Origin of the sequence: Haloplanus sp. C73 (assembly GCF_051195115.1) — an archaeon.
In the GTDB taxonomy this organism is placed as follows: Archaea; Halobacteriota; Halobacteria; order Halobacteriales; family Haloferacaceae; genus Haloplanus.
In genome coordinates this window covers 120,170-142,924 of the sequence record NZ_JBNTJZ010000003.1, presented here as the reverse complement: position 1 = coordinate 142,924, position 22,755 = coordinate 120,170, and the positions used below count along the sequence as shown (strand labels likewise).

Annotated in this window: 26 protein-coding genes and 3 tRNA genes; 14 read left to right on the top strand and 15 right to left on the bottom strand. The window is 67.3% G+C overall.

Features of this window, described 5'->3' with window-relative positions; genetic code table 11:
• Window positions 1-12: 12 nt before the first annotated feature.
• Window positions 13-348: a dihydroneopterin aldolase family protein gene (locus ACQUSQ_RS07245; protein WP_435067869.1), complete on the bottom strand. Its 336-nt coding sequence runs from the start codon at window positions 346-348 to the stop codon at window positions 13-15.
• Between the two features lie 103 nt (window positions 349-451).
• Here ACQUSQ_RS07245 and azf point away from each other — a divergent pair, with 103 nt between their 5' ends.
• Window positions 452-1,240 carry an NAD-dependent glucose-6-phosphate dehydrogenase Azf gene (gene azf / locus ACQUSQ_RS07240; RefSeq protein ID WP_435067868.1) on the top strand — a complete coding sequence of 263 codons (789 nt, stop codon included), beginning with the start codon at window positions 452-454 and terminating at the stop codon, window positions 1,238-1,240.
• 277 nt (window positions 1,241-1,517) lie between these two features.
• Here azf and ACQUSQ_RS07235 read toward each other — a convergent pair whose 3' ends face one another.
• The gene (locus ACQUSQ_RS07235; RefSeq protein ID WP_435067867.1) at window positions 1,518-2,135 is read right to left on the bottom strand and encodes a DUF309 domain-containing protein; all 618 of its coding nucleotides are present in this window, start codon (window positions 2,133-2,135) and stop codon (window positions 1,518-1,520) included.
• Between the two features lie 250 nt (window positions 2,136-2,385).
• A tRNA-Arg gene (locus ACQUSQ_RS07230) sits at window positions 2,386-2,458 on the bottom strand.
• A 113-nt stretch (window positions 2,459-2,571) separates the two neighbouring features.
• Here ACQUSQ_RS07230 and ACQUSQ_RS07225 point away from each other — a divergent pair.
• From ACQUSQ_RS07225 to ACQUSQ_RS07210, 4 genes are all read left to right on the top strand, one after another.
• Complete coding sequence (locus tag ACQUSQ_RS07225) at window positions 2,572-3,045, top strand: hypothetical protein (protein ID WP_435067866.1); 474 nt, start codon at window positions 2,572-2,574, stop codon at window positions 3,043-3,045.
• Window positions 3,046-3,174: 129 nt separating this feature from the next.
• Entirely contained in the window at window positions 3,175-4,611 is a 1,437-nt protein-coding gene (locus ACQUSQ_RS07220) for a single-stranded DNA binding protein (RefSeq protein ID WP_435067865.1), read from the top strand.
• A gap of 44 nt (window positions 4,612-4,655) precedes the next feature.
• The gene (locus ACQUSQ_RS07215) at window positions 4,656-5,087 is read left to right on the top strand and encodes a histone (protein WP_435067864.1); all 432 of its coding nucleotides are present in this window, start codon (window positions 4,656-4,658) and stop codon (window positions 5,085-5,087) included.
• Window positions 5,088-6,095, top strand: a complete 1,008-nt coding sequence (locus ACQUSQ_RS07210; RefSeq protein WP_435067863.1) for a histone deacetylase family protein — start codon at window positions 5,088-5,090, stop codon at window positions 6,093-6,095.
• Here ACQUSQ_RS07210 and cca read toward each other — a convergent pair.
• A complete protein-coding gene (cca, locus tag ACQUSQ_RS07205; protein WP_435067862.1) occupies window positions 6,092-7,441 on the bottom strand; it encodes a CCA tRNA nucleotidyltransferase in 1,350 nt (449 codons plus the stop codon). The two genes, ACQUSQ_RS07210 and cca, sit on opposite strands and share 4 nt — an antisense overlap.
• 123 nt (window positions 7,442-7,564) lie before the next feature.
• On the opposite strand from cca, the gene ACQUSQ_RS07200 reads away from it, so the two are divergent.
• The 3 genes from ACQUSQ_RS07200 to ACQUSQ_RS07190 all read left to right on the top strand — a co-directional run bounded on the left by ACQUSQ_RS07200 (window position 7,565) and on the right by ACQUSQ_RS07190 (window position 10,398).
• Window positions 7,565-7,637, top strand: a tRNA-Asn gene (locus tag ACQUSQ_RS07200).
• Window positions 7,638-7,746: 109 nt separating this feature from the next.
• Complete coding sequence (locus ACQUSQ_RS07195; protein WP_435067861.1) at window positions 7,747-8,841, top strand: ABC transporter substrate-binding protein; 1,095 nt, start codon at window positions 7,747-7,749, stop codon at window positions 8,839-8,841.
• Window positions 8,842-10,398, top strand: coding sequence for an ABC transporter permease (locus tag ACQUSQ_RS07190; RefSeq protein WP_435067860.1), 1,557 nt, complete (start codon window positions 8,842-8,844; stop codon window positions 10,396-10,398).
• 1 nt (window position 10,399) lies between these two features.
• Here the strand turns inward: ACQUSQ_RS07190 and ACQUSQ_RS07185 are convergent, their stop codons facing one another.
• Both ACQUSQ_RS07185 and ACQUSQ_RS07180 read right to left on the bottom strand, forming a co-directional pair.
• Entirely contained in the window at window positions 10,400-10,825 is a 426-nt protein-coding gene (locus ACQUSQ_RS07185; protein ID WP_435067859.1) for a GtrA family protein, read from the bottom strand.
• Window positions 10,826-10,833: 8 nt separating this feature from the next.
• On the bottom strand, window positions 10,834-12,258 hold the full coding sequence (locus tag ACQUSQ_RS07180) for a sulfatase (protein ID WP_435067858.1): 1,425 nt from the start codon (window positions 12,256-12,258) through the stop codon (window positions 10,834-10,836).
• Between the two features lie 159 nt (window positions 12,259-12,417).
• Between ACQUSQ_RS07180 and ACQUSQ_RS07175 the strand changes: the two genes are divergently transcribed.
• A tRNA-Ile gene (locus ACQUSQ_RS07175) sits at window positions 12,418-12,522 on the top strand.
• Window positions 12,523-12,752: 230 nt separating this feature from the next.
• Here the strand turns inward: ACQUSQ_RS07175 and ACQUSQ_RS07170 are convergent.
• Both ACQUSQ_RS07170 and ACQUSQ_RS07165 read right to left on the bottom strand, forming a co-directional pair.
• Entirely contained in the window at window positions 12,753-13,466 is a 714-nt protein-coding gene (locus tag ACQUSQ_RS07170) for a zinc ribbon domain-containing protein (protein ID WP_435067857.1), read from the bottom strand.
• An 8-nt stretch (window positions 13,467-13,474) separates the two neighbouring features.
• The gene (locus ACQUSQ_RS07165) at window positions 13,475-13,864 is read right to left on the bottom strand and encodes a zinc-ribbon domain-containing protein (RefSeq protein WP_435067856.1); all 390 of its coding nucleotides are present in this window, start codon (window positions 13,862-13,864) and stop codon (window positions 13,475-13,477) included.
• Window positions 13,865-14,074: 210 nt separating this feature from the next.
• Here ACQUSQ_RS07165 and ACQUSQ_RS07160 point away from each other — a divergent pair, with 210 nt between their 5' ends.
• Together ACQUSQ_RS07160 and ACQUSQ_RS07155 are read left to right on the top strand one after the other, a co-directional pair.
• Window positions 14,075-14,407: a DUF4234 domain-containing protein gene (locus tag ACQUSQ_RS07160; RefSeq protein ID WP_435067855.1), complete on the top strand. Its 333-nt coding sequence runs from the start codon at window positions 14,075-14,077 to the stop codon at window positions 14,405-14,407.
• Between the two features lie 58 nt (window positions 14,408-14,465).
• Window positions 14,466-15,125, top strand: a complete 660-nt coding sequence (locus tag ACQUSQ_RS07155) for a CRISPR-associated protein Cas4 (RefSeq protein ID WP_435067854.1) — start codon at window positions 14,466-14,468, stop codon at window positions 15,123-15,125.
• Window positions 15,126-15,135: 10 nt separating this feature from the next.
• Here the strand turns inward: ACQUSQ_RS07155 and ACQUSQ_RS07150 are convergent, their stop codons facing one another.
• From ACQUSQ_RS07150 to ACQUSQ_RS07140, 3 genes are read right to left on the bottom strand one after another with little or no spacing between them, the layout of a single operon-like run.
• Window positions 15,136-15,708 (bottom strand): L-threonylcarbamoyladenylate synthase, encoded by a 573-nt coding sequence (locus ACQUSQ_RS07150; protein WP_435067853.1) that lies wholly within the window; start codon window positions 15,706-15,708, stop codon window positions 15,136-15,138.
• On the bottom strand, window positions 15,708-16,220 hold the full coding sequence (locus ACQUSQ_RS07145) for a redoxin domain-containing protein (RefSeq protein WP_435067852.1): 513 nt from the start codon (window positions 16,218-16,220) through the stop codon (window positions 15,708-15,710). Before ACQUSQ_RS07145 ends, ACQUSQ_RS07150 begins: the two co-directional genes overlap by 1 nt.
• Complete coding sequence (locus tag ACQUSQ_RS07140) at window positions 16,220-16,501, bottom strand: glutathione S-transferase N-terminal domain-containing protein (RefSeq protein WP_435067851.1); 282 nt, start codon at window positions 16,499-16,501, stop codon at window positions 16,220-16,222. The genes ACQUSQ_RS07145 and ACQUSQ_RS07140 overlap by 1 nt, the downstream gene beginning before the upstream one ends.
• A gap of 102 nt (window positions 16,502-16,603) precedes the next feature.
• Here ACQUSQ_RS07140 and ACQUSQ_RS07135 point away from each other — a divergent pair, with 102 nt between their 5' ends.
• Complete coding sequence (locus ACQUSQ_RS07135) at window positions 16,604-17,983, top strand: hemolysin family protein (RefSeq protein ID WP_435067850.1); 1,380 nt, start codon at window positions 16,604-16,606, stop codon at window positions 17,981-17,983.
• On the opposite strand, the gene ACQUSQ_RS07130 is transcribed toward ACQUSQ_RS07135, so the two are convergent.
• From ACQUSQ_RS07130 to ACQUSQ_RS07120, 3 genes are all read right to left on the bottom strand, one after another.
• Window positions 17,980-19,149 (bottom strand): anion permease, encoded by a 1,170-nt coding sequence (locus ACQUSQ_RS07130; protein ID WP_435067849.1) that lies wholly within the window; start codon window positions 19,147-19,149, stop codon window positions 17,980-17,982. The two genes, ACQUSQ_RS07135 and ACQUSQ_RS07130, sit on opposite strands and share 4 nt — an antisense overlap.
• Before the next feature lie 51 nt (window positions 19,150-19,200).
• Window positions 19,201-19,353 carry a hypothetical protein gene (locus ACQUSQ_RS07125; RefSeq protein WP_435067848.1) on the bottom strand — a complete coding sequence of 51 codons (153 nt, stop codon included), beginning with the start codon at window positions 19,351-19,353 and terminating at the stop codon, window positions 19,201-19,203.
• A 141-nt stretch (window positions 19,354-19,494) separates the two neighbouring features.
• Window positions 19,495-20,073: a metallophosphoesterase gene (locus tag ACQUSQ_RS07120; RefSeq protein WP_435067847.1), complete on the bottom strand. Its 579-nt coding sequence runs from the start codon at window positions 20,071-20,073 to the stop codon at window positions 19,495-19,497.
• Window positions 20,074-20,147: 74 nt separating this feature from the next.
• Here ACQUSQ_RS07120 and ACQUSQ_RS07115 point away from each other — a divergent pair, with 74 nt between their 5' ends.
• On the top strand, window positions 20,148-21,089 hold the full coding sequence (locus tag ACQUSQ_RS07115; protein ID WP_435067846.1) for a cation diffusion facilitator family transporter: 942 nt from the start codon (window positions 20,148-20,150) through the stop codon (window positions 21,087-21,089).
• Window positions 21,090-21,149: 60 nt separating this feature from the next.
• Entirely contained in the window at window positions 21,150-22,235 is a 1,086-nt protein-coding gene (locus ACQUSQ_RS07110) for an aminopeptidase (protein WP_435067845.1), read from the top strand.
• Window positions 22,236-22,289: 54 nt separating this feature from the next.
• On the opposite strand, the gene lrp is transcribed toward ACQUSQ_RS07110, so the two are convergent.
• The gene (gene lrp, locus ACQUSQ_RS07105; RefSeq protein ID WP_435067844.1) at window positions 22,290-22,751 is read right to left on the bottom strand and encodes an HTH-type transcriptional regulator Lrp; all 462 of its coding nucleotides are present in this window, start codon (window positions 22,749-22,751) and stop codon (window positions 22,290-22,292) included.
• Between the last annotated feature and the right edge of the window lie 4 nt (window positions 22,752-22,755).

Here is a 22,755-nt window from a genome sequence, read left to right as displayed (position 1 = left end):
TACGAGCGACCGCTATTCGACGGTCACTAGCTGCATCAGGGGGTAGCCGTCTTCCATCACCATCTCCGTCCGAACGGTCACGCCCTCGTAGACGATTCGCATCTCGACCTCCATGAACCGACCCGTGAGTTCGACGTACCCGTGGTCGTCGGCGGCGTCTTCGAGCGCCGATGCGTCGATATCGACGTCGACGGCCTCGCAGAACGGCTGATTCTCGATTGACTCTTCCATCGCGCGTTCGAGACTCGGCGCGCTGTCGGGCGAGACGGGCGTCCCCGCGAACTGGTGATAGAGCGAGCCGAACTTGATGCCCGCCTCGAAGCAGGCACGCTGTGGGTCGGTGACCATATCGGTCCCTCGCTCGCGTCTCGGTAAGGCCTGTCGCCGCGTCCCCAGTCTCGCACCGGCAAATCGGATATTACTTGGGTTCGGTGGTCCCATTGACGGTCGAATGGACGACCCGGTGCTACTGACTGGCGCGGGCGGCCGCGTCGGGCAAGCGATTCTCAGCGGGATCGGCGACGCCTACGAGTGGCGACTGCTCGACCGGGAACCGCTGTCGAGCGACCGCCTCCCCACGGGCGTCGGCGAGGACGACGTCGTCGTCGCGGACGTGACCAACGAGGCGGCCATCGCCGACGCGATGGAGGGCGTCGGCGCCGTGATTCACCTCGCCGGCGACCCCCGTCCCGAGGCGCCGTGGAACTCGGTCCTCACGAACAACATCGACGGGACCCAGACGGTGTACGAGGCGGCCGTCGAGGCCGGCGTCGACCGCGTCGTCTTCGCCTCCTCGAATCACGCCGTCTCGGCGTACGAGACCGACGAGCGGACGCCCGATATGTACCGCACCGACGACGACTACCGCCTCGACGGGTCCGAACTCCCGCGGCCGGGCAACCTCTACGGCGTCAGCAAGGCGGCGGGCGAGACGCTCGGGCGCTACTACCACGACGCCGAGGGCCTGTCCGTCGCCTGCGTCCGCATCGGCAACCTCACCGAGGGCCATCCGCCGCGAAACTACGAGCGCGGGCAGGCGATGTGGCTCTCGCACCGCGACTGCGCCCACCTCTTCGACTGCTGTCTCACCGCCGACTACGAGTACGAAATCGTCTACGGCATCTCCGACAACGAGCGCAAGTACTACTCCATCGAGCGCGCGAAAGAGGTGCTGGGCTACGACCCCAAAGACGACTCGGCGGAGTACACGCTGGCGGGCGACCCAATCGAAGACGCGTAACGGAGACGAAAACTACTCCTCTCCGAGGTGGCATACGCCCGTATGGACCGACAGCAGATTCTCGCCCTCGTGCTCGTCTTCCTCATGGTCTTCTCGTCGCTCGCCTACGCCGTCTCGCTGTTCTGAGACGGGCGAGCAGTTTTAACCCAGTCCGGCACACATCTGTGTGTGTCCATGCGCCGAACCTGTCCATTCTGCGATGCTACCGTCGATATCCTTCCCGAGCACCTCGAAGACTGTCAGGACGCGCCGCGGGACGACCCGCGGACGTCGTGAGTCACGGTTCGAACAGGCCGTCGACGTCCTCGTACTCCCGGTTGCGCCGCTCAACGTGTTCGGCGAGTCGCTGGTAGACGAGCGCCCGCGCCGCGTCAGCGGTCACGAACTCCATGACGGCGGTCGTAAAGAGCGTCTGCTCCCCGCCCTCGATTTCCTCGCGGGCGAACGTGATTGCCCGGTCGATGGTCGCGGTGTCGTAGCCATACGCCGCCGCCAGTACGCGCGCCGCCACCGCCGCCGCCTCGAAGCGCAGGTCCTCCGGCATCACGACCGCTTCCTCGTGTCGGAGCGGCGGGGGTGCGCGACGCTCGACCCACACCGGGTCGGCGTCGAGACGTTCGAGCGCCGCGCGGACGGAAGTGAGGTCGACGCCGCGGTACGTCGAAGGGAGGCCATCGAGGTACGTCGTGGCGCTCTCTGCCAGTCCGGTCGCCCCGCTCCAGTTGCGGTCGCGGGCGTGATGAATCGCCGCCGTGAACTGAATGAGGCCGTGTAGCAGTCGCTCGTCGTCGGTGCCGGATTCGAGTTCGAGCCATCGCTCCTCCCACGCGTCGTGAGCGGCGTGGTAGTCGCCGGCGTTGTAGATGGCGATGCCCGCCCGGAGCGCCTCGTCCATACCCCCGATTGCGGCCCGAGACGCAAAAACCGCGTCGTCGCGGACGGTGGCCTCGCTGTCGCTCGGCGCTGTGACTTTCCTGCTTAAATCTCCGTGTCTCCGTTCTGTCGACAGCCGACTCGCTACGCTCGTCGGGTAATGTCGGCAGAAACGTCCTGACGGAGTCCCACGCGAGCGGTAGCGAGCGTGGGGCACGTCAGGTCGTGAGCGAAGGAGTGACCTGACGAAGTCAGGTCACGACTGAAGTGAACGTCCTGACGGAGATTTGAACTCCGGTCCCTGGCTCCGCAAGCCAAGAGGATAGTCCACTACCCTATCAGGACTCATCTACCTATACCCCGGAGTTACTTAAGACGGTTACGATACGCCGCCGGGAACGTCAAACGGTCTCTTGTGTCTCCCGAAAGGGTATGTCGTCGCCGGTCCACCGACGGGTATGCACCGGCGAACGCTACTTCGGACGACGCCGCTCTTGCTCCTCGGTGGCTGTGCGGGGGGCGGTGGCGGCGACGGCGACGACCCGCGCGTGACCGACCGCGACCTCACGGACACGGGCGAGTGCTCGGAGGGCGACAGCGAGACGGCGACGGTCGACGCCTCGACGACGACGGTCCGAATCAGTGGCTGTATCACCGGGCCGAACGGGTGTTCGGTCGCGAGTCTCGACTCGGCGACCGTCGAGGGCGACGAACTGGTGGCCGTCGTCACGACGGAGCGAGACGCGCCGCCTGACACGTCGTGTACGCAGGCGCTCGTCTATCGGTCGTACGCGGCGACGATTGCGCTCGACCACCGCGTCACGTCGGTCCGCGTGGTTCACGACACGCCGAGCGGTCGGGTGACGGTCACCGATATAACGGGTGGCGGCGACCACGGGAGCGAGGACACTGCCCACGAACTCGACGCGTAGGTTCTTCCCGGGTGCCGGCTCATCCCTGTCTGTGAGCGCTATGGCGCAGACGCCGAAATCGACAGACTGCGGCGGGTCGTTCGGGCAAGGACAACGCTTAACCGACGGGTTCGCCTGTTGCAGGATACGATGGGCGTAATCGAGGACGTGTACGATGACCTCGACACCGACGTCGAGTTCGAGGAGTTCGAGGCCGCCGTACACGACAAGGTCGAGCAGATGGGGGGGCTGGCCGACGAGGAGACGGCAGCGATGCTCATCGCTCACGAACTCGAAGACGAGGAGGTGAGCGGTGTCGCCGACATCGACCCCGACATGAACGAGGTGAAGTTCCTCGCGAAGGTCATCGGCGTCGGCGACCTGCGGACGTTCGAACGCGACGGCGAGGACGTTGACGACGACGCCGAGGAGGGCCGCGTCATCAACGTCGACGTGGCCGACGAAACCGGGCAGGTGCGTGTCTCCTTCTGGGACCGGATGGCCCAGTCGGTCGACGACGGCGAACTCGCCGTCGGCGACGTCATCCGAATCAAGGGTCGACCACAGGAGGGGTACAGCGGTGTCGAGGTCAGCGCCGACCAAGCAGAAGTCGACGAGGAGGCCGAGGTGGACGTCCAGATTCAGGACACGTACCGCGTCGACGACCTCTCGCTCGGCCTCTCCGACGTGAACCTGCGGGGTCGGGTGCTCGCGACGGATTCGGTGCGGACGTTCGACCGCGACGACGGCTCCGAGGGCCGCGTCGCGAACCTGACGCTCGGCGACGAAACCGGCCGCGTCCGGGTGACGCTGTGGGACGAGCGAGCCGACCGGGCCACCGAACTCGACACCGGCACGTCGGTCGAGGTGGTCGACGGCTACGTCCGCGAACGCGACGGTGACCTCGAACTCCACGTCGGTTCCCGGGGTGCCGTCGAGGAAATTGACGAGGAGGTCCACTACGACCCCGAGACGACCGACATCGCCGACCTCGAACTCGACGAGACGGCAGACATCGCGGGCGGCGTCATCGAGACGGACGAGAAGCGAACCTTCGACCGCGACGACGGCTCCGAAGGGCAGGTTCGGAACGTCCGCATCAAAGACGAGACGGGCGACATCCGCGTCGCTCTGTGGGGCGAGAAGGCGGATTTCGACGTCGACCTCGCGGACTACGTCGTCGTCACCGACGCCGAGATTCAGGAGGGGTGGCAGGACGACCTCGAAGCCTCGGCGGGGTGGCGAGCGACGGTGACGGTCACCGACCCGCCGAGCGACGCGCCGGGGACGGACGCGGGCGGTAGCAGTGGGGGAAGCGACGGCAGTCCGGGCCTCGACGCCTTCGGCGACGGCAACGGCGACGGCGGGGCCACCGCGGCCACGGCGACGACCGCCGACGCCGAATCCGAGGACGGCGAGACGGTCCAGTTCACGGGGACGGTCGTACAGGCCGGCAGTCCGGTCGTCCTCGACGACGGGACGGAAACCCGGAGCGTCGACACCGACGCCGACCTCCGACTCGGCGAGGAAGTGACGGTTCGGGGCTCGCTCCACGACGGCCGTATCGACGCCGACGAAGTGTACTAAGGCCGACGGAAAGGATTATACGCGCCACGGACACCTATCGGGGTATGAGCGTCGAGTTACCGTTCGCCCCGGTAGATACGATTATCCGTCGGAACGCGGGCGACCTTCGGGTGAGCGCGGGTGCGGCGGAGGAACTCGCCCGACGCATCCAGCGCCACGGGGCGGACCTCACCGTCGACGCGGCGAAAGAGGCGACGGCGGACGGTCGGAAGACCTTGATGGCCGCCGACTTCGGCGTCGAACAGGTCGTCGACCGGGACTCGCTCGAACTCCCCGTCGCGCCGGTCGACCGCATCGCCCGCCTCGACATCGACGAGAGCTATCGCGTCTCTATGGACGCCCGCATCGCCCTCGCCGACATCCTGGAGGATTACGCGGACAACGTCGCTGCGGCGGCGGCGACACTCGCCAATCACGCCGACCGGCGGACCATCCAGGCGGAGGACATCGAGACGTACTTCGAGCTTTTCGAATAGATGCAGTTCGGCTACAGCGAGACCTGTCTCGACCACGATACGGGCGAGCGCCACCCCGAAGCGGCGGACCGGCTTCGTGCCATCCGCCGCCAACTCGCCCGGCGCCACGCCGTGACCTACGTCGACGCCGACCCGGCCTCGGTCGAGGCAGTCACCGCTGTCCACGACGCGGACTACGTCGACTCGGTCCGCGAGTTCTGTGCCGACGGCGGCGGCGACTGGGACACCGACACCGTCGCGTCCGAGGGGACGTGGGACGCCGCGCTCGCGAGCGCCGGTCTCGCCCAGTGGACCGCCGAGCGCGCTCTCGCGGGCGACGACGGCCGCGACACGCCCTTCTCCATCGGCCGCCCGCCCGGACACCACGCGACGGCAGACGAGGCCATGGGGTTTTGCTTCATCAACAACGTCGCCGTCGCCGCGCGGTCCGTCCTCGACGACGGGAAGGCGACGCGCGTTGCCATCTTCGACTGGGACGTCCACCACGGCAACGGCACGCAGGACATCTTCTACGACCGCGACGACGTGTTCTACGCCTCGATTCACGAGGACGGCCTGTATCCGGGAACCGGCGCTCTCGACGAGACGGGCGACGGTGCCGGTGAGGGCGCGACGTTCAACGTCCCGCTCGCCTCCGGGGCCGGCGACGCCGACTACCTCCTCGCGTTCGAACAGGCGATTCGCCCCGCTATCGCGCGCTTCGACCCCGACCTACTGCTCGTGAGCGCGGGCTTCGACGCCCATCGCCACGACCCGATTTCGCGGATGCGCGTCTCGACGGAGGGGTACGCCCGCCTCACCGGCCGGGTTCGCGAGGCGGCGGCGGACGTCGACGCCGGCCTCGGGTTCGTTCTCGAAGGCGGCTACGGGCTGGACACGCTCTCCGAGAGCGTCGCTACCATCCACGAAACCTTCGACGGGCGGGCGCCGGTCGAGGACGACGACGACCCGTCCGAGGACACGACCGACCTGCTCGCAGAGGTGCGAGCGATTCACGGCCTCGCCTAGGGGCGCGGGTCGAAGTAGCGGGCGAGTTCGACGCCGAACGAGTCGGCGAGCGTCGCCACGTCGTCGCCGACGAGGAGGTCGTACTCGTCGTCGAGTGCCGTCTCGATTTGTGCCCCGAGCGCCACGTCGAAGAGCGCGTCGCTCGCCAGCAGGGCCTCGGGCGTCGTGAACTCGCGTTCGCGCTCGACGGCGTAGCGGTCGCCGTCGAGGAAGGGGCCGTAGATGTCGCGCTCGGCGTAGGTGTCGTAAAAGCCGGTCGCGTGTTCGCGAACGTCGACCGGCGGGCCGTCGTGCCGGGTCACGGCCGCGAGTTCGGCGACAGCGAGTTCGACCAGCAGGACCGCGCGCTCGTCGGCGAAGGTCGCCGTGCGGAGCGGGGCGAACCCGCGGCGGTCGAGTTCGCCCGCGATGCCGTCGAGCGACTTGCGGAGTTGGGGATAGAGTTGGTCGTCGACGAGGTCGGGTGTCTCGAAGGCGACGGCGACGGGAGTCGTGCCCCGCCGGTCGAGGTGGTCGCGGACGGCGTCGGCGTCCAGCGGGTCGGGGTCGCTCGGGACGAACAGCGACTCGCGGGGGTCGGTGAGGAGGTCACGGGCGTAGTGCTGGAGGCGGGCGACGTTCTCGGCGGCGCAGACGGCGGCGACGTTGCGCTCGGGGTCGGTCGGGTCGATGACGACCAGCGGGTCGTCGAAGGTCGCCGTGCCGTGGTCCTCGGGGTCGAGGCGGACCGGTGGGTGCCAGTCGGCGGCGGCCCGGAGGAGGGGTTCGAACCCGCCGTATTCGAGGACGAGGAGTTCGGAGAGATAGCCCGAGAACCCGCGGGTGCGAAGGTCGCTCCCGTAGGCGCCGATGCCGGTGAGGAAGGCCTTGAACAGGCGTACGTCGCGCGCTATCGACTCGTCGAGGCGCTCTTGCAGGTAGGCGTCGTGAAACGGGGTGCGGTCGACCGCAGACTGGATGGCCGTCGCGTCGGCGACGTCGTAACAGGGGACGAGGTCGACGTCGAAGCCGTCGATTTCGCCGGTGACGTAGGGGTGTTCGGCGTACTCCTCCCGCCCCTCGGGGAGGGCGCGTCGGCCCACGTCGAGGCCGTAGCGCTCCAACTCGGCGCGAGGGAGGTCGGGCGGGAAGCGGACGAACAGGTCGATATCTCGGTCGTCGGCGAGCCACGTCCCGCGGGCGGTCGACCCGACCTGTACCACGTCACCCTCGACGGGGAGGTCGGCGAGTGCGTCGTGGACGCGTTCGGTCAGGGTATCGACCGCGTCACGGAGGCGCTCCCGTTCCGCGGCGTCCGGGGTCACGCGGTCGGCGACGTGCGTGACGACGGCCTCGAAGTCGCTCATGGCGGCGTCTCGCTCCGGCGAGCGGAAAGCGTGTCGGTGTGGCGTCGCGCCCCACGTGACCAGCCGACGGGGAGCGGGTCAAAGCGAAAGCCCTTTGGGTAGACTGCAACTATCGGAAACTGAGCCGTCGTAGCTCAGATGGTAGAGCACCTCGCTGTTAACGAGGTGGTCCCAGGTTCGAGCCCTGGCGACGGCGCTTCTTCGAACCGCTACCCGACGAGCCGTTCGCTCGCACGGCTATTCTCTATAAATAAGAATAACGATGAAATGTTTAAGTATCAATACCCCCACCTCCACCCACGCGTATGTCTTGGGTTACCACTACACGGCGTGACGCGCTTCGGGCGATGGGCGTGGCGGCGGGCGCCGGACTCGCGGGCTGTCTCGGCGACTCGGGGGGGAGTGCCAGCGCGGATTCGGGCGGCACGACCGACGTGTCCGTCATTCTGAACTGGAAGCCGAACGCGACGCAGGCGGGCTACTTCGTCGCCGACCAGAACGGCTTCTACGAGGAGGAAGGCCTCGACGTCGACCTCGTCTCGGGACAGGGCGGCGGCTTCGCGGCCAAACAGGTCGGTCTCGGGAATCAGGACCTCGGACTGGGGACGGGCGTCGCGCTGTTGCAGGCGCGCGACCGTGACCTCGACGTTCGGTCCTTTGCGGGCGCACAGGACTCCAACGCCGCCATCTACACCGTCGACGAGCAGTTTGGCGAGGCACTCACCGACCCCGCACAACTCGCCGGCAAGCGCGTCGCCGTCGTCGCCGAGTCGGCCAAGACGATGACGTATCTGGAGATGCTGCTCGAACAGGAGGGGATTCGCGAGGACGTCGAACTCGTCAACGTCGGCGTCGAACAGCAGACGTCGAACCTCCTCTCGGGCAACGTCGACGCCGCGGTCGGCATCTTCTCCGACTCGATTGGCCTCTCCCAGCAGGGGTACGACGCCTCGATGCTCTGGCTCGCCGACTACACGCCGGCCATCGGCCGAACGGTGTTCGCCCGCCCCGGCTACGCGGCCGAGAACCCCGACGTGCTCCGGGGGTTCCTCCGGGCGACCGCTCGGGGCTGGGCGTGGGCCTCCAACAACCCCGAGGGGGCGATGGACCGGATGGTCGAGGCTCGCTCCAGCCTGTCGGAATCGCGCGAGGTGGGCCTCCTCAAACTGAAGTACACGGCGAAAAACCTCGTGCTGAGCGAGACGGTCCGCGAACACGGCTGGGGCCACCAGCGCGCCGACGCGTGGGACCGGGTCGTGAGCCGTCTCGCCGACGGCGGCGTCATCGACGGCGGCGTTGCCGCGTCCGACGTCTGGACGAACGAGTATCTCGACACGGAGGCCGCCGTCGTCGGCGACTACGCCGCACAGGTCTCAACTGACTACGACCTCCCCGTCTGAATGGGCGCGGCTCGTCCCCGCGCGCGCCGACTCGCCGCCGGCCTCGCCCACCCCGTCGTCGCCACCGCCACGCTCGCCGTGGCCGTCGTCGGCTGGCAGGTTGTGACGGCCGTCTCCGGCGTGCCGACCATCCTGTTGCCGGCGCCGACGGAGGTGGTGGCCGCGCTCCGGGCCAACCGCACGGACATCGTCGGACACCTCGGCTACACGGCGTACGAAATCGGCCTCGGCTGGCTCGTCGGCGTCGCCGCCGGCGTCGGCTTCGCAGGCGTCATGGCGGCGTCGCGCCGGCTTCGACTCGCTATCTACCCGCTCTTGCTCTCCGTCCGTATCGTCCCCCTCGTCGCCATCGCGCCGCTGTTGCTAGTCGCTTTCGGCGCGACGCTCCAGACGCGCGTGCTGATGGCCACGATTCTCACCTTCTTCCCCGTCACCGTGTCGACGCTCGACGGCCTGCTGTCGGTTCCGTCGAGCCAACTCGACCTCCTGCAGTCGGTGGAGGCGTCGACGTGGGCGCGGATTCGACACGTCCGCCTGCCGAACGCACTCCCGAGCGTCTTCGCCGGGGTAAAAATCGCCACGCCGCTCGCCGTCGAAGGGGTGTTGCTCGCGGAGTTTCTCGCCGCCTCGCGCGGCCTCGGCTACGCGGTGTTGCGCGCCGCCGCCGACCTCGATACGGCGCTCGTGTTCGCCGACGTCTCGCTCGTCGTCGGCATCGGACTGACGCTGTTCGGCCTCGTTTCCGGCGCCGAACGCCTGCTTCGCTGGTCCGACGGCGCCGACGACGCGAGCGCGTTCGGCACCCGAACCGACGGGGTCGTCGCGCCGCGCGCGGAGCGGCTCCGCGCCGGCCTCGTTGCCCTCGCGCTTCTCGCCGGCGTCTGGCTGGCCGGCACCCTCACCATCCCGAACGCGTCCGTCTTCCTGCCCGCGCCGAGCGACGTGGCCACGACCCTGCTCGCGTCGCCAGTGCTGTTCGTCACGGCGACGGGGGGGTCGCTCTCCAAACTCGCGGCCGGGTGGGCGCTCGGGGCCGCCGTCGGCGGCGGACTCGGCACGCTCATCGCGTTCGTTCCAAACTCTCGCCCCGTCGTCGGTCCGTTTCTGGTCGGCGCGCGCGTGACGCCGACCATCGTCGCCGCGCCGCTCTTGCTCGTCTGGTTCGGCATCTCCGTCAGCGCCGCGACGGTGCTGATTGCGCTCGCGACGTTTTTCCCCATTGCCGTCGCGACGGCGAGCGGGTTGGCGACGCTCCCCGAATCACACCGCTCCCTGCTCGATTCCGTCGATGCGCCGCGCCGGGCACGACTCGCCGTCCGACTGCGGTACGGCGTGCCCACCGTCCTCGCGGGCGTGAAACTCTCCATCGTCAGCGGGCTCTCCGGTGTCGTCATCGCCGAGTGGTTCGTCGCCAACGGCGGCCTCGGCGTCCTCGTCAATCAGGGGATGCGGAACTTCCAGCCGGCGCTGACGTACGCAGCCATCGCCTGCCTGTTCGCGCTCGGTCTGGGGCTGTTCGGGAGCGCGACGCTCCTGCAACGGCGTCTGGACTGGTAAGTCAGTCCTGCCACGTCCAGCGCGAGTCAAGGACGTACCGATAGATACCGCTCACGACGATGCCGATGCCGTTGGCGGCCAGATAGGGGATGGTCGCGAGCGAGACGAGCGCGTACAACACTCCCACCTGAATGGGGATGGCCGACCCGCGGACGAGATTCGTCCGCAGCAGTCCCCGTCCGTACTCGCGCCAGCCCTGATGGCGGGCGGCGTGGAACGTCCACCGGTTGTTGACGCCGTACTGGAGCAGGATGGTTATCTCGATGGAGCAGATGGCGGCGAGGAGATACTGGATATTCCCCCACTCGACGAGCGCGCCGAGCAGGCCGGTCTGGAACCCGGCGGCCAGTAATCCGACGAGGAAGAATCGGCGGAGCTGAACCGCCTCCGGACCGACCAGTATCGCCCGCAGGAAGCGCCGAATCATAATGAGCGTTACCGATACCCGAGGGCTTTCAGTCGGGTTTCGATGTCCTCGCCGACGGCGTCGGACTCGTCGGCGCTGTCCACCGCGTCGAGCAGCGCCACGTGGTCGTCGACGACGGCTCCAAGATGCTCGCGGGCCGCCGTCGCCGCCTCGTCGTCGGCCGTCGAGCGGTCCGTCTGCTGACCCGGGTCGGCGCGCCGGTCGTAGAGTTCCTCGGCCCCCGTCTCCGTGTTTCGGATATACACCCAGTCCGTGTCGCGGGCGCTCACCAGCAGGTCGCCCTCGTCCAGCGACCGCGGAATCGGCTGCTGGGTCACGTCCGACCCGCGGACGGTGACGGTCACCACCGGGTCCTCCGACGGCGCCGTCCCGTCGCGGAGCGTCGGGAGGAGGCTCTCTCCCATCCACTCCGCCGCCGGGTCGACGCCGAGGAGGTCACAAACTGTCGGCGCGATGGCGTCGAGTCCCACGTGCTCCGAGATGCGCTGTGACGGAAGCCCCGGTACGTCGACTATGAGCGGGACGCGAACCAGTTCGTCGTAGAGTTTGGGATAGTGTGCGAGGTGGCCGTGGTCCATGAACTCCTCGCCGTGGTCGCCGGCGACGACGAGCGCCGTGTCGTCGGCGACGCCCGCCTCGTCGAGCGCGTCCAGCAGACGGTCGAGGCTGGCGTCGACCTGCCGGACGGCGCCCTGATACAGCGTGCGCAGGTCCGCGAGCGTCCGGTCGCCGACCGACCAGCCCAGCCCCGTTCGGACGTGTGCGACGAGCATCCGCGTCTTGCCGACGCGACGCCCCGTGTCGCGGAGATACCGCGGCGCGGGGACGTAGGGCGTGTGGACGTCCATGTAGTGGACCCAGAGGAAAAACGGCTCCTCGGTTTCGGCGACGAACGAGGTGGCCGCCCGCTCCGTATCGAGCATCCGCGAGGCGTCGGTGAACGGTTGGTCGTCCGCCCCACCGCGCAGGAGGTTCCCGGCCCGGCGGAACGGTGAGGTGAGGAGTTGGAGCCACGCGCCCCACGTCGGGTGTGCGGCGACGAACTCGCCGGCGCGGCCGTCGCCGCCGCCGCCGACGAAGGCGTCGAAGTCGTCGAAGCCGGCGTCGTACCCCCAATGCTCCGTGAGGAAGCCGTTGGCGGCGTTGAAGCCGCCAGTCGACACGCCCGCTGCTTGCAACTGCTCGGCGAGCGTAGTCGCGCCGTCGACGCCGATGCGCCCCGTGTCGGCAAACACCGGGCGCGAGGCGAGAATCGACGGGAACGACATCGGCGTCCAGTTGCCGTGCGCGAAGGCGTTTTCGAAGACGGTGCCGCGTTCGGCGATGGCCGAGAGCGTCGGCGTCTCGTACTCGCCGTCGTACGGTCCGATGGCGTCGGCGCGAAGGGAGTCGATAGTGACGAGAACAGTGTTGGATACGGGAGCGTCTGTCATGTGTGGTGGGTGCCGACGTCGGGTGGTCTCGGCAGTACGACCTGCCACGGTCGACGAACCCGGTCGTCACAGATATACGGTGTGGGTCTACTCAACCTTTTGGTAGCGAACGACCGAGTCCGGCACGTTCAAGACACCGGAGGGTCGATATACGCCCGAGGGCCCTTAGCTTAGTCTGGTTAAAGCCCCCGGCTCATACTGGTCGTGGACCGTCCGCGAGCATGGGACACCGGGTGATCGCTGGTTCGAATCCGGCAGGGCCCATCTATTACCTGCGAACGTCAGTGAGCAGGAACTCGTCCGTTCTGCCGATTCGAAGCAGGGAGTGGAGTGAGCGAAGCGAGCGGAACGACCGAGGTTCGAATCCGGCAGGGCCCATCCCACTTTTTCCTCGGTCGCTTCGCTCCCTCGCAAAAACTTGGGGAAAAAGACCGCAGAACGGGGTCGAGCCCAGAGGACGAGCGAAGCGACGTCCTCGCGGTTCGAATCCGCCATCAGAACGCCTGACTCGTCTGTGCAACCCCGTAACTCGACGTCGTACTGGCTTCGGCGACGACGTCGCCTCGCCTGAGAATCTGCACGACAATCTCCGCAGAGCTGTCGTCCTGCTTCTGTGCGTTCACGGAGACGATATCGACGCCACCGGAGAGTGGAATCGAGCGACTCCCCGACCCGGAAATCGACTCCGATGTGCTCGACCCACCGCCCGTTACGCTGAGCGCGCCTTGCCACGACCCGCCGTAGTGTATCCGCACGCTGAACGCGGGGGCTGGCTCCGGCGTCGGTGTGGATTCGACTGCCTGTTCTCCACCGGGCGACGTGCCGGTCTCTGTCACTGGACCGACCATCGCGCCGATAGCCGCGAGAAGAACGACTAACGCGACGAAGCCGACACCGAGGGCGCCGAGCGCGTAATACGTCCGTTTCCGGTATTTTCCCCCGCGGGCCCAGTACGCATACACCAGCAACGGGATGCCGACGATGTAGAAGACGAGGTACGCGGCCGCGACGAGGACGTTCCGTAGTGTCGCCCCCGGTGCGAACCCGATAGCCCAGCTGGTGACCCCGCTCGACGCTGGACCGGGGTCCGCCTCGGCGCTCGTCGCCTGCTCCGCGCCACACGCGGTGCAGTAGCCGGCAGTTGCCGGTATCGACTCGCCACAGTTGCTACAGTAAGCGTCGGCCGAAGTCGATTCGTCGCCCGTCATCAATCAGATTACTGCGGCGGTTTCGGCGGCTTTTCCGTGCCGTCGTACTCGCTGTAGAAGTTGTCCTTGAGATAGTTGAAATCCGCCTTGAATCGGTTCGTCACGTCTGCTCCCAGCGTTACGACTGTGAATATTTTCAGCCACACCGAGTAACACCAGAAACTGATGCCCGCAAAGAGCTTCAGTACGCTCCCGACGACTGGGATGCTTCCGAGCAACTGGGCGTAGATACTGATGAGTTCGCCACGCTCGCTCGCGAGCGGAAGCGGCTCCGCACCGTATCGTTCGAGAAACGGGTCCGTGTCTGGAGCCGCCTCGTCCGCGAGTTCGGCACCGCACTCCCCACAGTAGTCGCTCTCTTCGTCTACGGTTTCGCCGCAACGTGGACAGTCGTTCACGGGTTATCGCTCTCGCCGGGGGTGAAATAGCTTCTCGACGCCGTATCAGAACTGATTCTGCTGGAGTGAGTCATCTTCGCCCGTGGCCGTCGATAATTGCGCTCCGCCACGAGTGACACGGCCGAAGGTAAATTCGAACCGACTGCCCCGCCTCCAAACTGTCCTGTGGGATACATTAATGGGGAATGCGGCTGAGGTTAGCCCGGAAGCATGACTGAAAGCGCCCAAATCGTCGACGAATCAGCGTTCGAACAGAAATCGCTCGGCAAGCAGGTCCTGTTCTCGGTCATCACAATCGGGCTGTACTCGCTCTACTGGTTTTTCTCCACGGCCAAACAGCTCGACGCCGGGACGAACCGTGACCTCACGCCCGTCTTCGCGTTCGTCCCCATCCTCAACCTCATCTGCATGTGGCAAATCTCGGACGCCGCCGAGGCCGTCACGGACCAGAGTCAGATGGCGCTGTTCCTCGTGTTCCTCTTCTTCGGACCGCTCGGCTGGTACTGGGTGCAGTCGGGGATGAACGACGTCGCGTCGGCCTGACCGCCGTCGTGGACGCGCCTCCCTATTTTTCAAGTGCGAAGCCGCGGCCACCCCGCCTGTGCTCACCTTCAGCGGCCTCGCGCGGGCGGCGTACTGCCTGCGCCAGCACTACTACGCACAGCGCGACGACGACGCCGGGCCGCCGCCGGCGGTTCGCGAGCGGCAAGAGTTGGCGTTTCGCTACCCGGCGCTCCGCGCGGCCAGCGACGCCGAACTCGCCGCCGAACCGCTCGCGCGCTCCCCCGACGAGTACCGGTCGGCACTCGACCGTCTTGCCACCCGCGACGACTGGGCGGAACTCGCCGACCCGACGACGACGCGCACACCGCTGACGGGCCGGGAGTGTCGCGGTATCGCTCACAAGGTGCTGTCGGGTGACCCACCCGTTCCGACGTTCGTATCTCCGGGGCGTCCACCGGAGCGGGGGGTGTGGCGACCCCAGCGCGTCCGCGCGGTGGCGATGGCGAAGGCGCTCGCGTGGGAGCGACAGCGAGCGGTTCCGGCGGCGCTCGTCGAGTATCCGGCTCATGGCGTGGTTCGGCGCGTCGACACGACGACGCGCAACCGGGCGGCGTATCGCCGGACCGTCCGCTCCCTTCGAGCGGTCGACGGCCCGCCGCCGCGTATCGACGACGACGCCAAATGCGACGCCTGCGCGTACCGCGAGGAGTGTGGCGTTCGGACGCGCTCGCTCGCGTCGTTGCTCGGGTTCGGCTAGCTGTGAGTCGCTACGAGAGCCAGTCTTCGATGTCGTCGGCCATCGCCCCGCGGCGGTGGACGACGCCTTCGCCGGGGTCGACGACGGTGCTCTCGGTGCCGGGTGTCTCGCCGCCGTCGACGACGACGGCCGCGCCTTCGCGGACGCGCGTATCGAGGTCCGAAACCCGGGTGATGCTCGGTTCGCCCGAGCGGTTGGCGCTCGTCGCCGTCAGCGGCGGGGTGCGTTCGAGGAGCGCGAGCGCCGTCTCGTGGTCGGGAATCCGAATGCCCACCCGCTCTCGGCCTGCGGTGAGGACGTCGGGAAGCGTCTCGCGGCGCTCGACCACGACGGTCACCGGACCGGGGAGAAAGCGCCGCATGAACCGCTCTTCGCGCGCGGTGGGTCGGGTGTGTTCGAGCGCGGCGTCGACGCTCGGCACGGCGAGCGAGAGCGGTTTCTCTCGGGACCGCCCCTTCAGGTCGAACACGCGCTCGACGGCGTCGGCGTCGGTGGCGTCGGCGCCGAGGCCGTACACCGTCTCGGTCGGGTAGACGATGGCCTCGCCGTCGCGGGCGGCGGCTACGGCGTCGTCGAGTTCCATCAGTCCACGAGCGCCCGAATCTCGGTTTCGAGGGCGTCGTAAGGTGGAAAGTCGGGCCACTCCTCGGCCACCCACGCGTGCTGGACGGTGCGGTCCTCGTCGAGCAGGAAGACGGCCGGGCGCGGCTCCGAGACGCCGGCCATCCCGTCGAGGTCGTGGGCGACGCCGTACTCTTCGGCGACGCCGTTCGCGGGGTCGGCAAAGAGGTCGTACGGCATCTCGCGCTCCTCGATGAGCTGTTTGTGGGCGTACGGCGTCGAGATGGAGACGCCGACGACGGTGAGATGCTCGTCCCACTCGCGGTCCCGGAGTTCGTTCCAGATGTACGTCGCCGGGAAGGCGCCGTCCATCGGGTAGAACACGAGACAGACGGGCCCCTCGTCGGTGAGGTCGGAGAGCGACGCGTCCTCCCAGAACTCGCCGTTGACGAGCGGGCGGGTGAAATCCGGCGCTTGCTCGCCCTCGGCGACGTGGTCGGCGTCCGGCAGCGGGACGACGTCGAAATCGACCATCAGGCCGACCCCCCGTCGACGAGTCCGTCGCCGTACGTCGATTCCAGATACTCGACGACGTTGGCCGATTCGGACATCGTCACGCCCGTCCGCTCGTCGACGATGGCGGGGACGGGACGCGACCCGGCGACTCGCTTGACGACGTCTCGGTCCGAGTGCATCGGCTCGACGAACCGCGAGGTGTAGTCGAGTCCGAGGTCCTGCAGCGTCCGAACGACGCGCTCGCAGTACGGACACGCCTGCAGCCGATACAGGGTAATCGGCGGCTCGCTGTCTGACATACGACTCGATAGGGTAGGCATCCGCCTAAGACCTTCGCTCGGGCCGTTCGGCGCTGTGAGGACAACGCTTAATTCAGCCCCGGGATAAGGGTCTGTACTTCCATGGGTTTGTCGCCGATAGCGAGCGCCGCCGGAGCCGCCACCCCGGCGCAACTTGCCGATATTGTGCCACTGACAGATACGACCGTCACTATCGCCGGCTCCGTGGCCATCCTGTTTCTCATCGCGCTGTCGGCGTTTTTCTCCTCCTCCGAGATTGCGATGTTCTCGCTGGCACGGCACCGGGTCGACTCCCTCGTCGAGGAGGGGATTCCCGGCGCCAGAGTGGTGAAAGAGCTCAAGTCAGACCCCCATCGGCTCCTCATCACCATCCTCGTCGGGAACAACATCGTCAACATCGCGATGTCCTCCATCGCCACGGGGCTGTTCGCCCTCTATCTCTCGCAGGGACAGGCCGTCCTCGCCGCCACCTTCGGCGTCACGACGCTCGTGCTCCTGTTCGGCGAGAGCGCGCCCAAGTCCTACGCCGTCGAGAATACGGAGTCGTGGGCGCTTCGCATCGCCCGCCCGCTCAAATACTCCGAACTCGCCTTGCTCCCGCTGGTAATCGTCTTCGACCACCTCACGCGGGTCATCAACCGTATCACGGGCGGTCGCTCCGCCATCGAGTCCACGTACGTCACTCGCGACGAGATTCAGAACATGATTCAGACGGGCGAGCGCGAGGGCGTCATCGAAGAAGAGGAGCGAGAGATGCTCCAGCGTATCTTCCGCTTCAACCGCACCATCGCCAAGGAGGTGATGACGCCCCGACTCGACATGACGGCGGTGCCGAAAGACGCCGACCTCGACGAGGCAATCGAAACCTGTGTGCAGAGCGACCACGAGCGCATCCCCGTCTACGAGGGCAACCTCGACAACATCATCGGCGTCGTCACCCTCCGTGACCTCATCCGGCAGAAACACTACGGCGAGGGCGCCAGCGACCTGACCGACGTGGTCCAGCCCACGCTCCACGTCCCCGAGTCGAAAAACGTCGACGAACTGCTGGAGGAGATTCAGGACAACCGGATGCGGATGGTCATCGTCATCGACGAGTTCGGGACGACGGAGGGCCTGATAACCCTCGAAGACATGGTCGAGGAAATCGTCGGCGACATCCTCGAAGGCGACGAGGAAGGGCCGTTCGAGTTCCTCGACGACGACGTCGTCATCGTCCGCGGCGAGGTCAACATCGACGAGGTGAACGAGATGCTCGACCTCGACCTCCCCGAGGGCGAGGAGTTCGAGACGCTCGCGGGCTTCATCTTCAACCGCGCCGGCCGCCTCGTCGAGGAGGGCGAGGAGATAGATTTCGACGGCATCACCATTCGCATCGAGCAGGTGGACAACACCCGGATTATGAAGGCGCGGCTCACGATTCACGACGAGGAGGACGAGGACGGGCCGGCAGACGAGGCCGAGGCCCAGCCCGAGAGCTAGGCCAGCGTGTCGATGACGGTGAACGCCCCGTAGGCGAGCGTGAGCGCGAGAAGCAGCGAGCCTATCCACGCGAGGACGGTGTAGAGCATCTTCTCTCGACTGACGCCGCTGCCGCCCGCCGCGTAGCCCGACCCGATAATCGTCGAGACGACGATTTCGTTGAACGAGACGGGGATGCCGAAGGCGACGGCGACCTGTGCGATGGCGAACGCGGGGATGAGCGCCGCAATCGACCGCCGAGGCCCGAGCGAGGAGTAGTCCTGTGCGAGCGCCTTTATCATCCGCGGCGCGCCCGTCCACGAGCCCAGCAGGAGGCCGAAGCCGCCGCCAGCGAGGACGGCGGGGAGCGGCACCGCAACCTCGTCCAGTAGCGGGACGAGCGGGCCGATGGCCAGTCCCACCTGACTCCCGCCCGCCGAGAACGCGACGAGGCCGCCGAGCGAGAGGAGAAAGCGCCGCTGTGTCGCCTCGGGGTCGGTGACGAGTCCCCGAAAGAGCACGGCCGTCACGAGCAGCGCACAGCCGAGCGTGACGACGGCGGTGCCAACCGGGAGCAGGTCGCCGAGCGCGGCCGCAATCGACGCCGTCTCACCGGCGGGCGCGAGCAGCGTGAACTCGATTGTGGCGACGAGCGCGCCCACCAGCCCGCCGAGTATCGCGATGGCGTATCGCTCTGGGACTGCCTCCGACCGGAGGAGCCGCGCGGTGCCGTAGGCGATGCCGCCGCCGACGAAGGGCGAGAAGACCCACAGCGCCCCAATCTGTCGGTACTTCGCCCACGCGGGGTCGCCGCCGAGCGCGAGGCCGACGCCGACGATGGCGCCGGTGACGGTGAACGCGGTGGCGATTGGATAGCCGGTGAACACGCCGATGGCGACGAGGATGGCCGCGGTGAGGAGGCCGACGATGGCCGCCGTCGCCGTCAGTGAGACGCCCCCAATCAACTGCGTGCCGACCGCTTCCGTGACGTTCGCGCCTTGGAGGACGGCGCCGGCGAAGCCGAGGAGGCCGACGACGAAGCCGGCGCGCATCACGGAAATCGCGTTGGCGCCGACGGCGGCGGCGAAGGGTGTCGACCCGGACGACCCGGCTCCGATTGCCCACGCCATAAAGAGACTGGCGAGAGCGGCGACGACGAACGTCAGCAGCGTTCCGGTTGCAACCATCGAGTGTGCGTTCCTGTGTGAGGGGGGTACTAAGCGGTGTCGGGGTCGGTGTCAGCGATACCCATCGTCGTATCCCTCGCGGAGCGACAGGAGGGTGCGTCGAATGAGCAGGTAGGCGAAAAAGACGAGCAACAGCATCAGCGCCACCAGCGCGAGGAAGATTGGGTCGTCGAGGAGCGAGGACTGGAGCACCGGTGTCTGCATGCCGATGACGTGACCCGGCGGCCACAAAGCCGTTTCGCACCGGAAACTACAACGCCGTTTTGAGTTTACGCCGCCTCTATTATACCGACGGCTGTACGTCGAGATGCGTGGTCCCCCCGACCTCGCTTCGGCCCTCCCCCTTCACTCGCTTTCGACGCCCCCGGCGGCTGGGACGTGTATTCGACCCAGTCGCTCGCCCTCTGGTGACCGGAGCGCACCGACCAGCGCCGTCTCCGCCGCTACGTCTTGCTGGAGGGCGTCGGGCACCGTCTCCGTTCCCGGCGCCCACAGTTCGGCGTGGGCCGCCCGATGCCCCCGCGGGTCGGCGTAACTCCCCGGATTGAGTAGCGTCGGGGCGCTCGCCGACGAATCGACCGTCGGGCGGTGGGTGTGCCCGGAGACGACGAGCGCCGCCCCGCGCTGGCGGCCGAACATCGAGAGCGCCGTCGCTCCGCCGCGCTGGGTGTGCGTGACCGCGAGACGAACGCCCCCGTACGTCGCCGTCGCCGCCTCGGGGAGGCGGTCTTGGACGGCGGGCGTGTCGGCGTTGCCGTGGACGGCGACGAGACGCGTCGCCCGGTCGCGGAACTCGTCGAGGACCGTTTCCGTCGTGAAATCCCCCGCGTGAACGACCACGTCGGCGGCGTCGACGGCCTCCTGCGTGCGCCCGGTGAGGCGCGCGCTCTCGGTGCCGTGGGTGTCGGAGCAGACGGTGAGCATGGGTGGTCGTGAACGCCCAGCGGCAACTCCGTTGCGGTCGGAAGGTTGAATCGGCAGGCGGTCGACACCCGTGTATGGCTGGCAGCAAGTCGGTCGTTCTGGCCGCACTCGTCGCGAACGGCGCCATCGCCGTCCTGAAGTTCGGTGCCTTTCTCCTCACGGGAAGCCCTTCCATGCTCTCGGAGACGTATCACTCCATCTCCGATACGGGCAATCAGGTGTTCCTGCTCATCGGCATCCGCTACAGCGGGAAGGCGCCGAGCGAGGGCCATCCCTTCGGCTACGGCAAGGCACAGTTCTTCTACAGTTTCCTCGTCTCGGTCCTCCTGTTCGGTATCGCGGGCTGGGAGAGTCTGAAGCACGGCTACGACGCTATCGTGCACGGGCACTCCGCCGCGCCGGGCATGGTGACGCTGGCTGGCGTCACGTTCGACGCCGTCTACGTGAGCATCCTCGTCTTGCTCGGCGCCATCGCGTTCGAGACGTACGCCTTCGTCAAGGCCCACGCCGAACTCCGGCGGCAGATGGAGGCGTACGGCTGGTCGAATCTGGTCGAGGCGTTTCGGACGACCAGCGACGTGACGACGCTCACCGCCTTCACCGAAGACGCCATCGCCCTCGGCGGCGCGGTCATCGCGCTCGTGGGCATCGTGCTCACGCGACTGACGGGCAACCACATCTACGACGCCGTCTCGGCGACGATAATCGGCGCCCTCCTCATGTTCTTCGCGCTCGCGCTGGCGTGGGAGAACAAGCGCCTCCTCCTCGGTGAGAGCGCGCCGCCGAGCCTCGAAGCCGAGTTCGAGTCCATCGTCGCCGAGCATCTCGGCGTCGACCACGTCGACCGGTTCCGGACGATGTTCGTCGGGCCGGGCGCCATCCTCGTCGCCGCCGACGTGAGCTTCGACGCCGAACTCGACACCGCGGAACTCGACGCCGACATCCGCGCGCTCGAAGAGAAACTCCGGGCTCACGACGACCGGGTGCGCTTCGTCTACATCGAGCCCGAACGCTGAACGGCCCGACGGACATGCACACTCCGAAAGGCTTTGCCGGCCGCGCCGAAAGGCGGGGGTATGGACCCGCGTATTCGCACTCACGCAGAGACCATCGTCGACCACTCGACGGGAATCGAGTCGGGCGACAACGTCGTCATCAGTATGCCTGCTGTCGCCGAGGACCTCGCCGTCGCGCTCCACGAACTGCTCGGGGACCGGGGCGCGAACCCCGTCTTTCTGAACAACTCCGACCGCGCGGCGCGGGCGTATCTCCGCGCGAGCGACGAGGACGCGTTCGAGACGCCGAGCCACCAACTCGCGCTCTACGAGGCGGCGGACGCCTTCATCATCGCCCGCGGCGGCGAGAACGTCTCCGAACAAGGCGATGTCGAACCGGACACCAACGCCGCCTATCGCCGGGCGATGCGGCCCGTCCTCGACGAGCGACTGGAAAAGCGGTGGTGTCTCACGCAGTACCCCTCCTCCGGCCACGCCCAACTCGCGGGGATGAGCACCGAGGGCTACGAGAACTTCGTCTGGGACGCCGTCACCCTCGACTGGGAGGCCCAGCGTGAGCATCAGGCCCAGATGGTCGACATCCTCGACGGCGCCGACGAGGTGCGCATCAAAAGCGGCGAGGAGACAGATGTCACCATGTCCGTCGCGGGCAACCCGACGCTCAACGACTACGGCGAGCGCAACCTCCCCGGCGGCGAGGTGTTTACGGCGCCGGTCAAGGAGTCGGTGAACGGCTACGTCCACTTCGACCTGCCGCTCTACCGGAAGGGCAAGGAAATCGAGGACGCCCGGCTCCGCTTCGAGGACGGCCGCGTGGTCGGCCACAGCGCCGAGCGCAACGAGGACGTCCTCACCGGGATTTTGGAGACTGACGAGGGGGCGCGCTATCTCGGCGAACTCGGCATCGGGATGAACCGCTCTATCGACCAGTTCACGTACAACATGCTGTTCGACGAGAAGATGGGCGACACCGTCCACATGGCGGTGGGGAACGCCTACGCCGACACCGTCGCCGCGGAGAACGAGCGCAACGAGAGCGCCGAACACGTCGACATGATAGTCGACATGTCCGAGGACTCGGTCATCGAAGTCGACGGGGAAGTCGTCCAGCGGGACGGGACGTTCGTGTTCGAAGACGAGTTCTAAGTCGCGAGCGTCGTGACTCCCCGGCTGGCGGTCGAAAAACGGTGGGTCGCGGCGTTACTCCTCGTCGACGTCGAGGTCGAACTGCTTGTTCTCGACGGCGGCGTTGAGCACGACGCTCGTGTTCGACTCCCGGATGTCGGCGTCGGTCAGGAGCGTCTTGATTTGCTGGTTCATGCCGTCGGTGTCGAGGAACTTGCCGATGGCGATGACGTCGTAGTCGCCGGTCACTTCGTAGACGCTAATCATCTGTTTCTGCTCGCGCAGGCTCTCGGTCACCGAGGGCAGGGCGCTCCCCTCCACCTTCAACTGGAGGATGGCCGTCACGTCGTAGCCGAGAGCGTCGTAGTTGACACGCGGCGTGTACCCCTCTATGACGCCCTCCTCCTCCAAGTCGCGCAGGTGATTGGAGACGGTAGTGACGGAGACATCGAGTTCCTCCGCCAGACTTCGCAGGCTCGCTCGACCGTCGCCGAGGAGTGCGTTGATGAGCTTGGCGTCGAGATTTTCGTACGTCATGGCA

Excerpts from the sequence above, each read along its gene's own strand:
- ACQUSQ_RS07245 (WP_435067869.1), bottom strand. The coding sequence starts at position 348 with ATGGTCACCGACCCACAGCGTGCCTGCTTCGAGGCGGGCATCAAGTTC.
- azf (WP_435067868.1), top strand. The coding sequence starts at position 452 with ATGGACGACCCGGTGCTACTGACTGGCGCGGGCGGCCGCGTCGGGCAA.
- ACQUSQ_RS07235 (WP_435067867.1), bottom strand. The coding sequence starts at position 2,135 with ATGGACGAGGCGCTCCGGGCGGGCATCGCCATCTACAACGCCGGCGAC.
- ACQUSQ_RS07225 (WP_435067866.1), top strand. The coding sequence starts at position 2,572 with ATGCACCGGCGAACGCTACTTCGGACGACGCCGCTCTTGCTCCTCGGT.
- ACQUSQ_RS07220 (WP_435067865.1), top strand. The coding sequence starts at position 3,175 with ATGGGCGTAATCGAGGACGTGTACGATGACCTCGACACCGACGTCGAG.
- ACQUSQ_RS07215 (WP_435067864.1), top strand. The coding sequence starts at position 4,656 with ATGAGCGTCGAGTTACCGTTCGCCCCGGTAGATACGATTATCCGTCGG.
- ACQUSQ_RS07210 (WP_435067863.1), top strand. The coding sequence starts at position 5,088 with ATGCAGTTCGGCTACAGCGAGACCTGTCTCGACCACGATACGGGCGAG.
- cca (WP_435067862.1), bottom strand. The coding sequence starts at position 7,441 with ATGAGCGACTTCGAGGCCGTCGTCACGCACGTCGCCGACCGCGTGACC.
- ACQUSQ_RS07195 (WP_435067861.1), top strand. The coding sequence starts at position 7,747 with ATGTCTTGGGTTACCACTACACGGCGTGACGCGCTTCGGGCGATGGGC.
- ACQUSQ_RS07190 (WP_435067860.1), top strand. The coding sequence starts at position 8,842 with ATGGGCGCGGCTCGTCCCCGCGCGCGCCGACTCGCCGCCGGCCTCGCC.
- ACQUSQ_RS07185 (WP_435067859.1), bottom strand. The coding sequence starts at position 10,825 with ATGATTCGGCGCTTCCTGCGGGCGATACTGGTCGGTCCGGAGGCGGTT.
- ACQUSQ_RS07180 (WP_435067858.1), bottom strand. The coding sequence starts at position 12,258 with ATGACAGACGCTCCCGTATCCAACACTGTTCTCGTCACTATCGACTCC.
- ACQUSQ_RS07170 (WP_435067857.1), bottom strand. The coding sequence starts at position 13,466 with ATGACGGGCGACGAATCGACTTCGGCCGACGCTTACTGTAGCAACTGT.
- ACQUSQ_RS07160 (WP_435067855.1), top strand. The coding sequence starts at position 14,075 with ATGACTGAAAGCGCCCAAATCGTCGACGAATCAGCGTTCGAACAGAAA.
- ACQUSQ_RS07150 (WP_435067853.1), bottom strand. The coding sequence starts at position 15,708 with ATGGAACTCGACGACGCCGTAGCCGCCGCCCGCGACGGCGAGGCCATC.
- ACQUSQ_RS07145 (WP_435067852.1), bottom strand. The coding sequence starts at position 16,220 with ATGGTCGATTTCGACGTCGTCCCGCTGCCGGACGCCGACCACGTCGCC.
- ACQUSQ_RS07140 (WP_435067851.1), bottom strand. The coding sequence starts at position 16,501 with ATGTCAGACAGCGAGCCGCCGATTACCCTGTATCGGCTGCAGGCGTGT.
- ACQUSQ_RS07135 (WP_435067850.1), top strand. The coding sequence starts at position 16,604 with ATGGGTTTGTCGCCGATAGCGAGCGCCGCCGGAGCCGCCACCCCGGCG.
- ACQUSQ_RS07130 (WP_435067849.1), bottom strand. The coding sequence starts at position 19,149 with ATGGTTGCAACCGGAACGCTGCTGACGTTCGTCGTCGCCGCTCTCGCC.
- ACQUSQ_RS07125 (WP_435067848.1), bottom strand. The coding sequence starts at position 19,353 with ATGCAGACACCGGTGCTCCAGTCCTCGCTCCTCGACGACCCAATCTTC.
- ACQUSQ_RS07120 (WP_435067847.1), bottom strand. The coding sequence starts at position 20,073 with ATGCTCACCGTCTGCTCCGACACCCACGGCACCGAGAGCGCGCGCCTC.
- ACQUSQ_RS07115 (WP_435067846.1), top strand. The coding sequence starts at position 20,148 with ATGGCTGGCAGCAAGTCGGTCGTTCTGGCCGCACTCGTCGCGAACGGC.
- ACQUSQ_RS07110 (WP_435067845.1), top strand. The coding sequence starts at position 21,150 with ATGGACCCGCGTATTCGCACTCACGCAGAGACCATCGTCGACCACTCG.
- lrp (WP_435067844.1), bottom strand. The coding sequence starts at position 22,751 with ATGACGTACGAAAATCTCGACGCCAAGCTCATCAACGCACTCCTCGGC.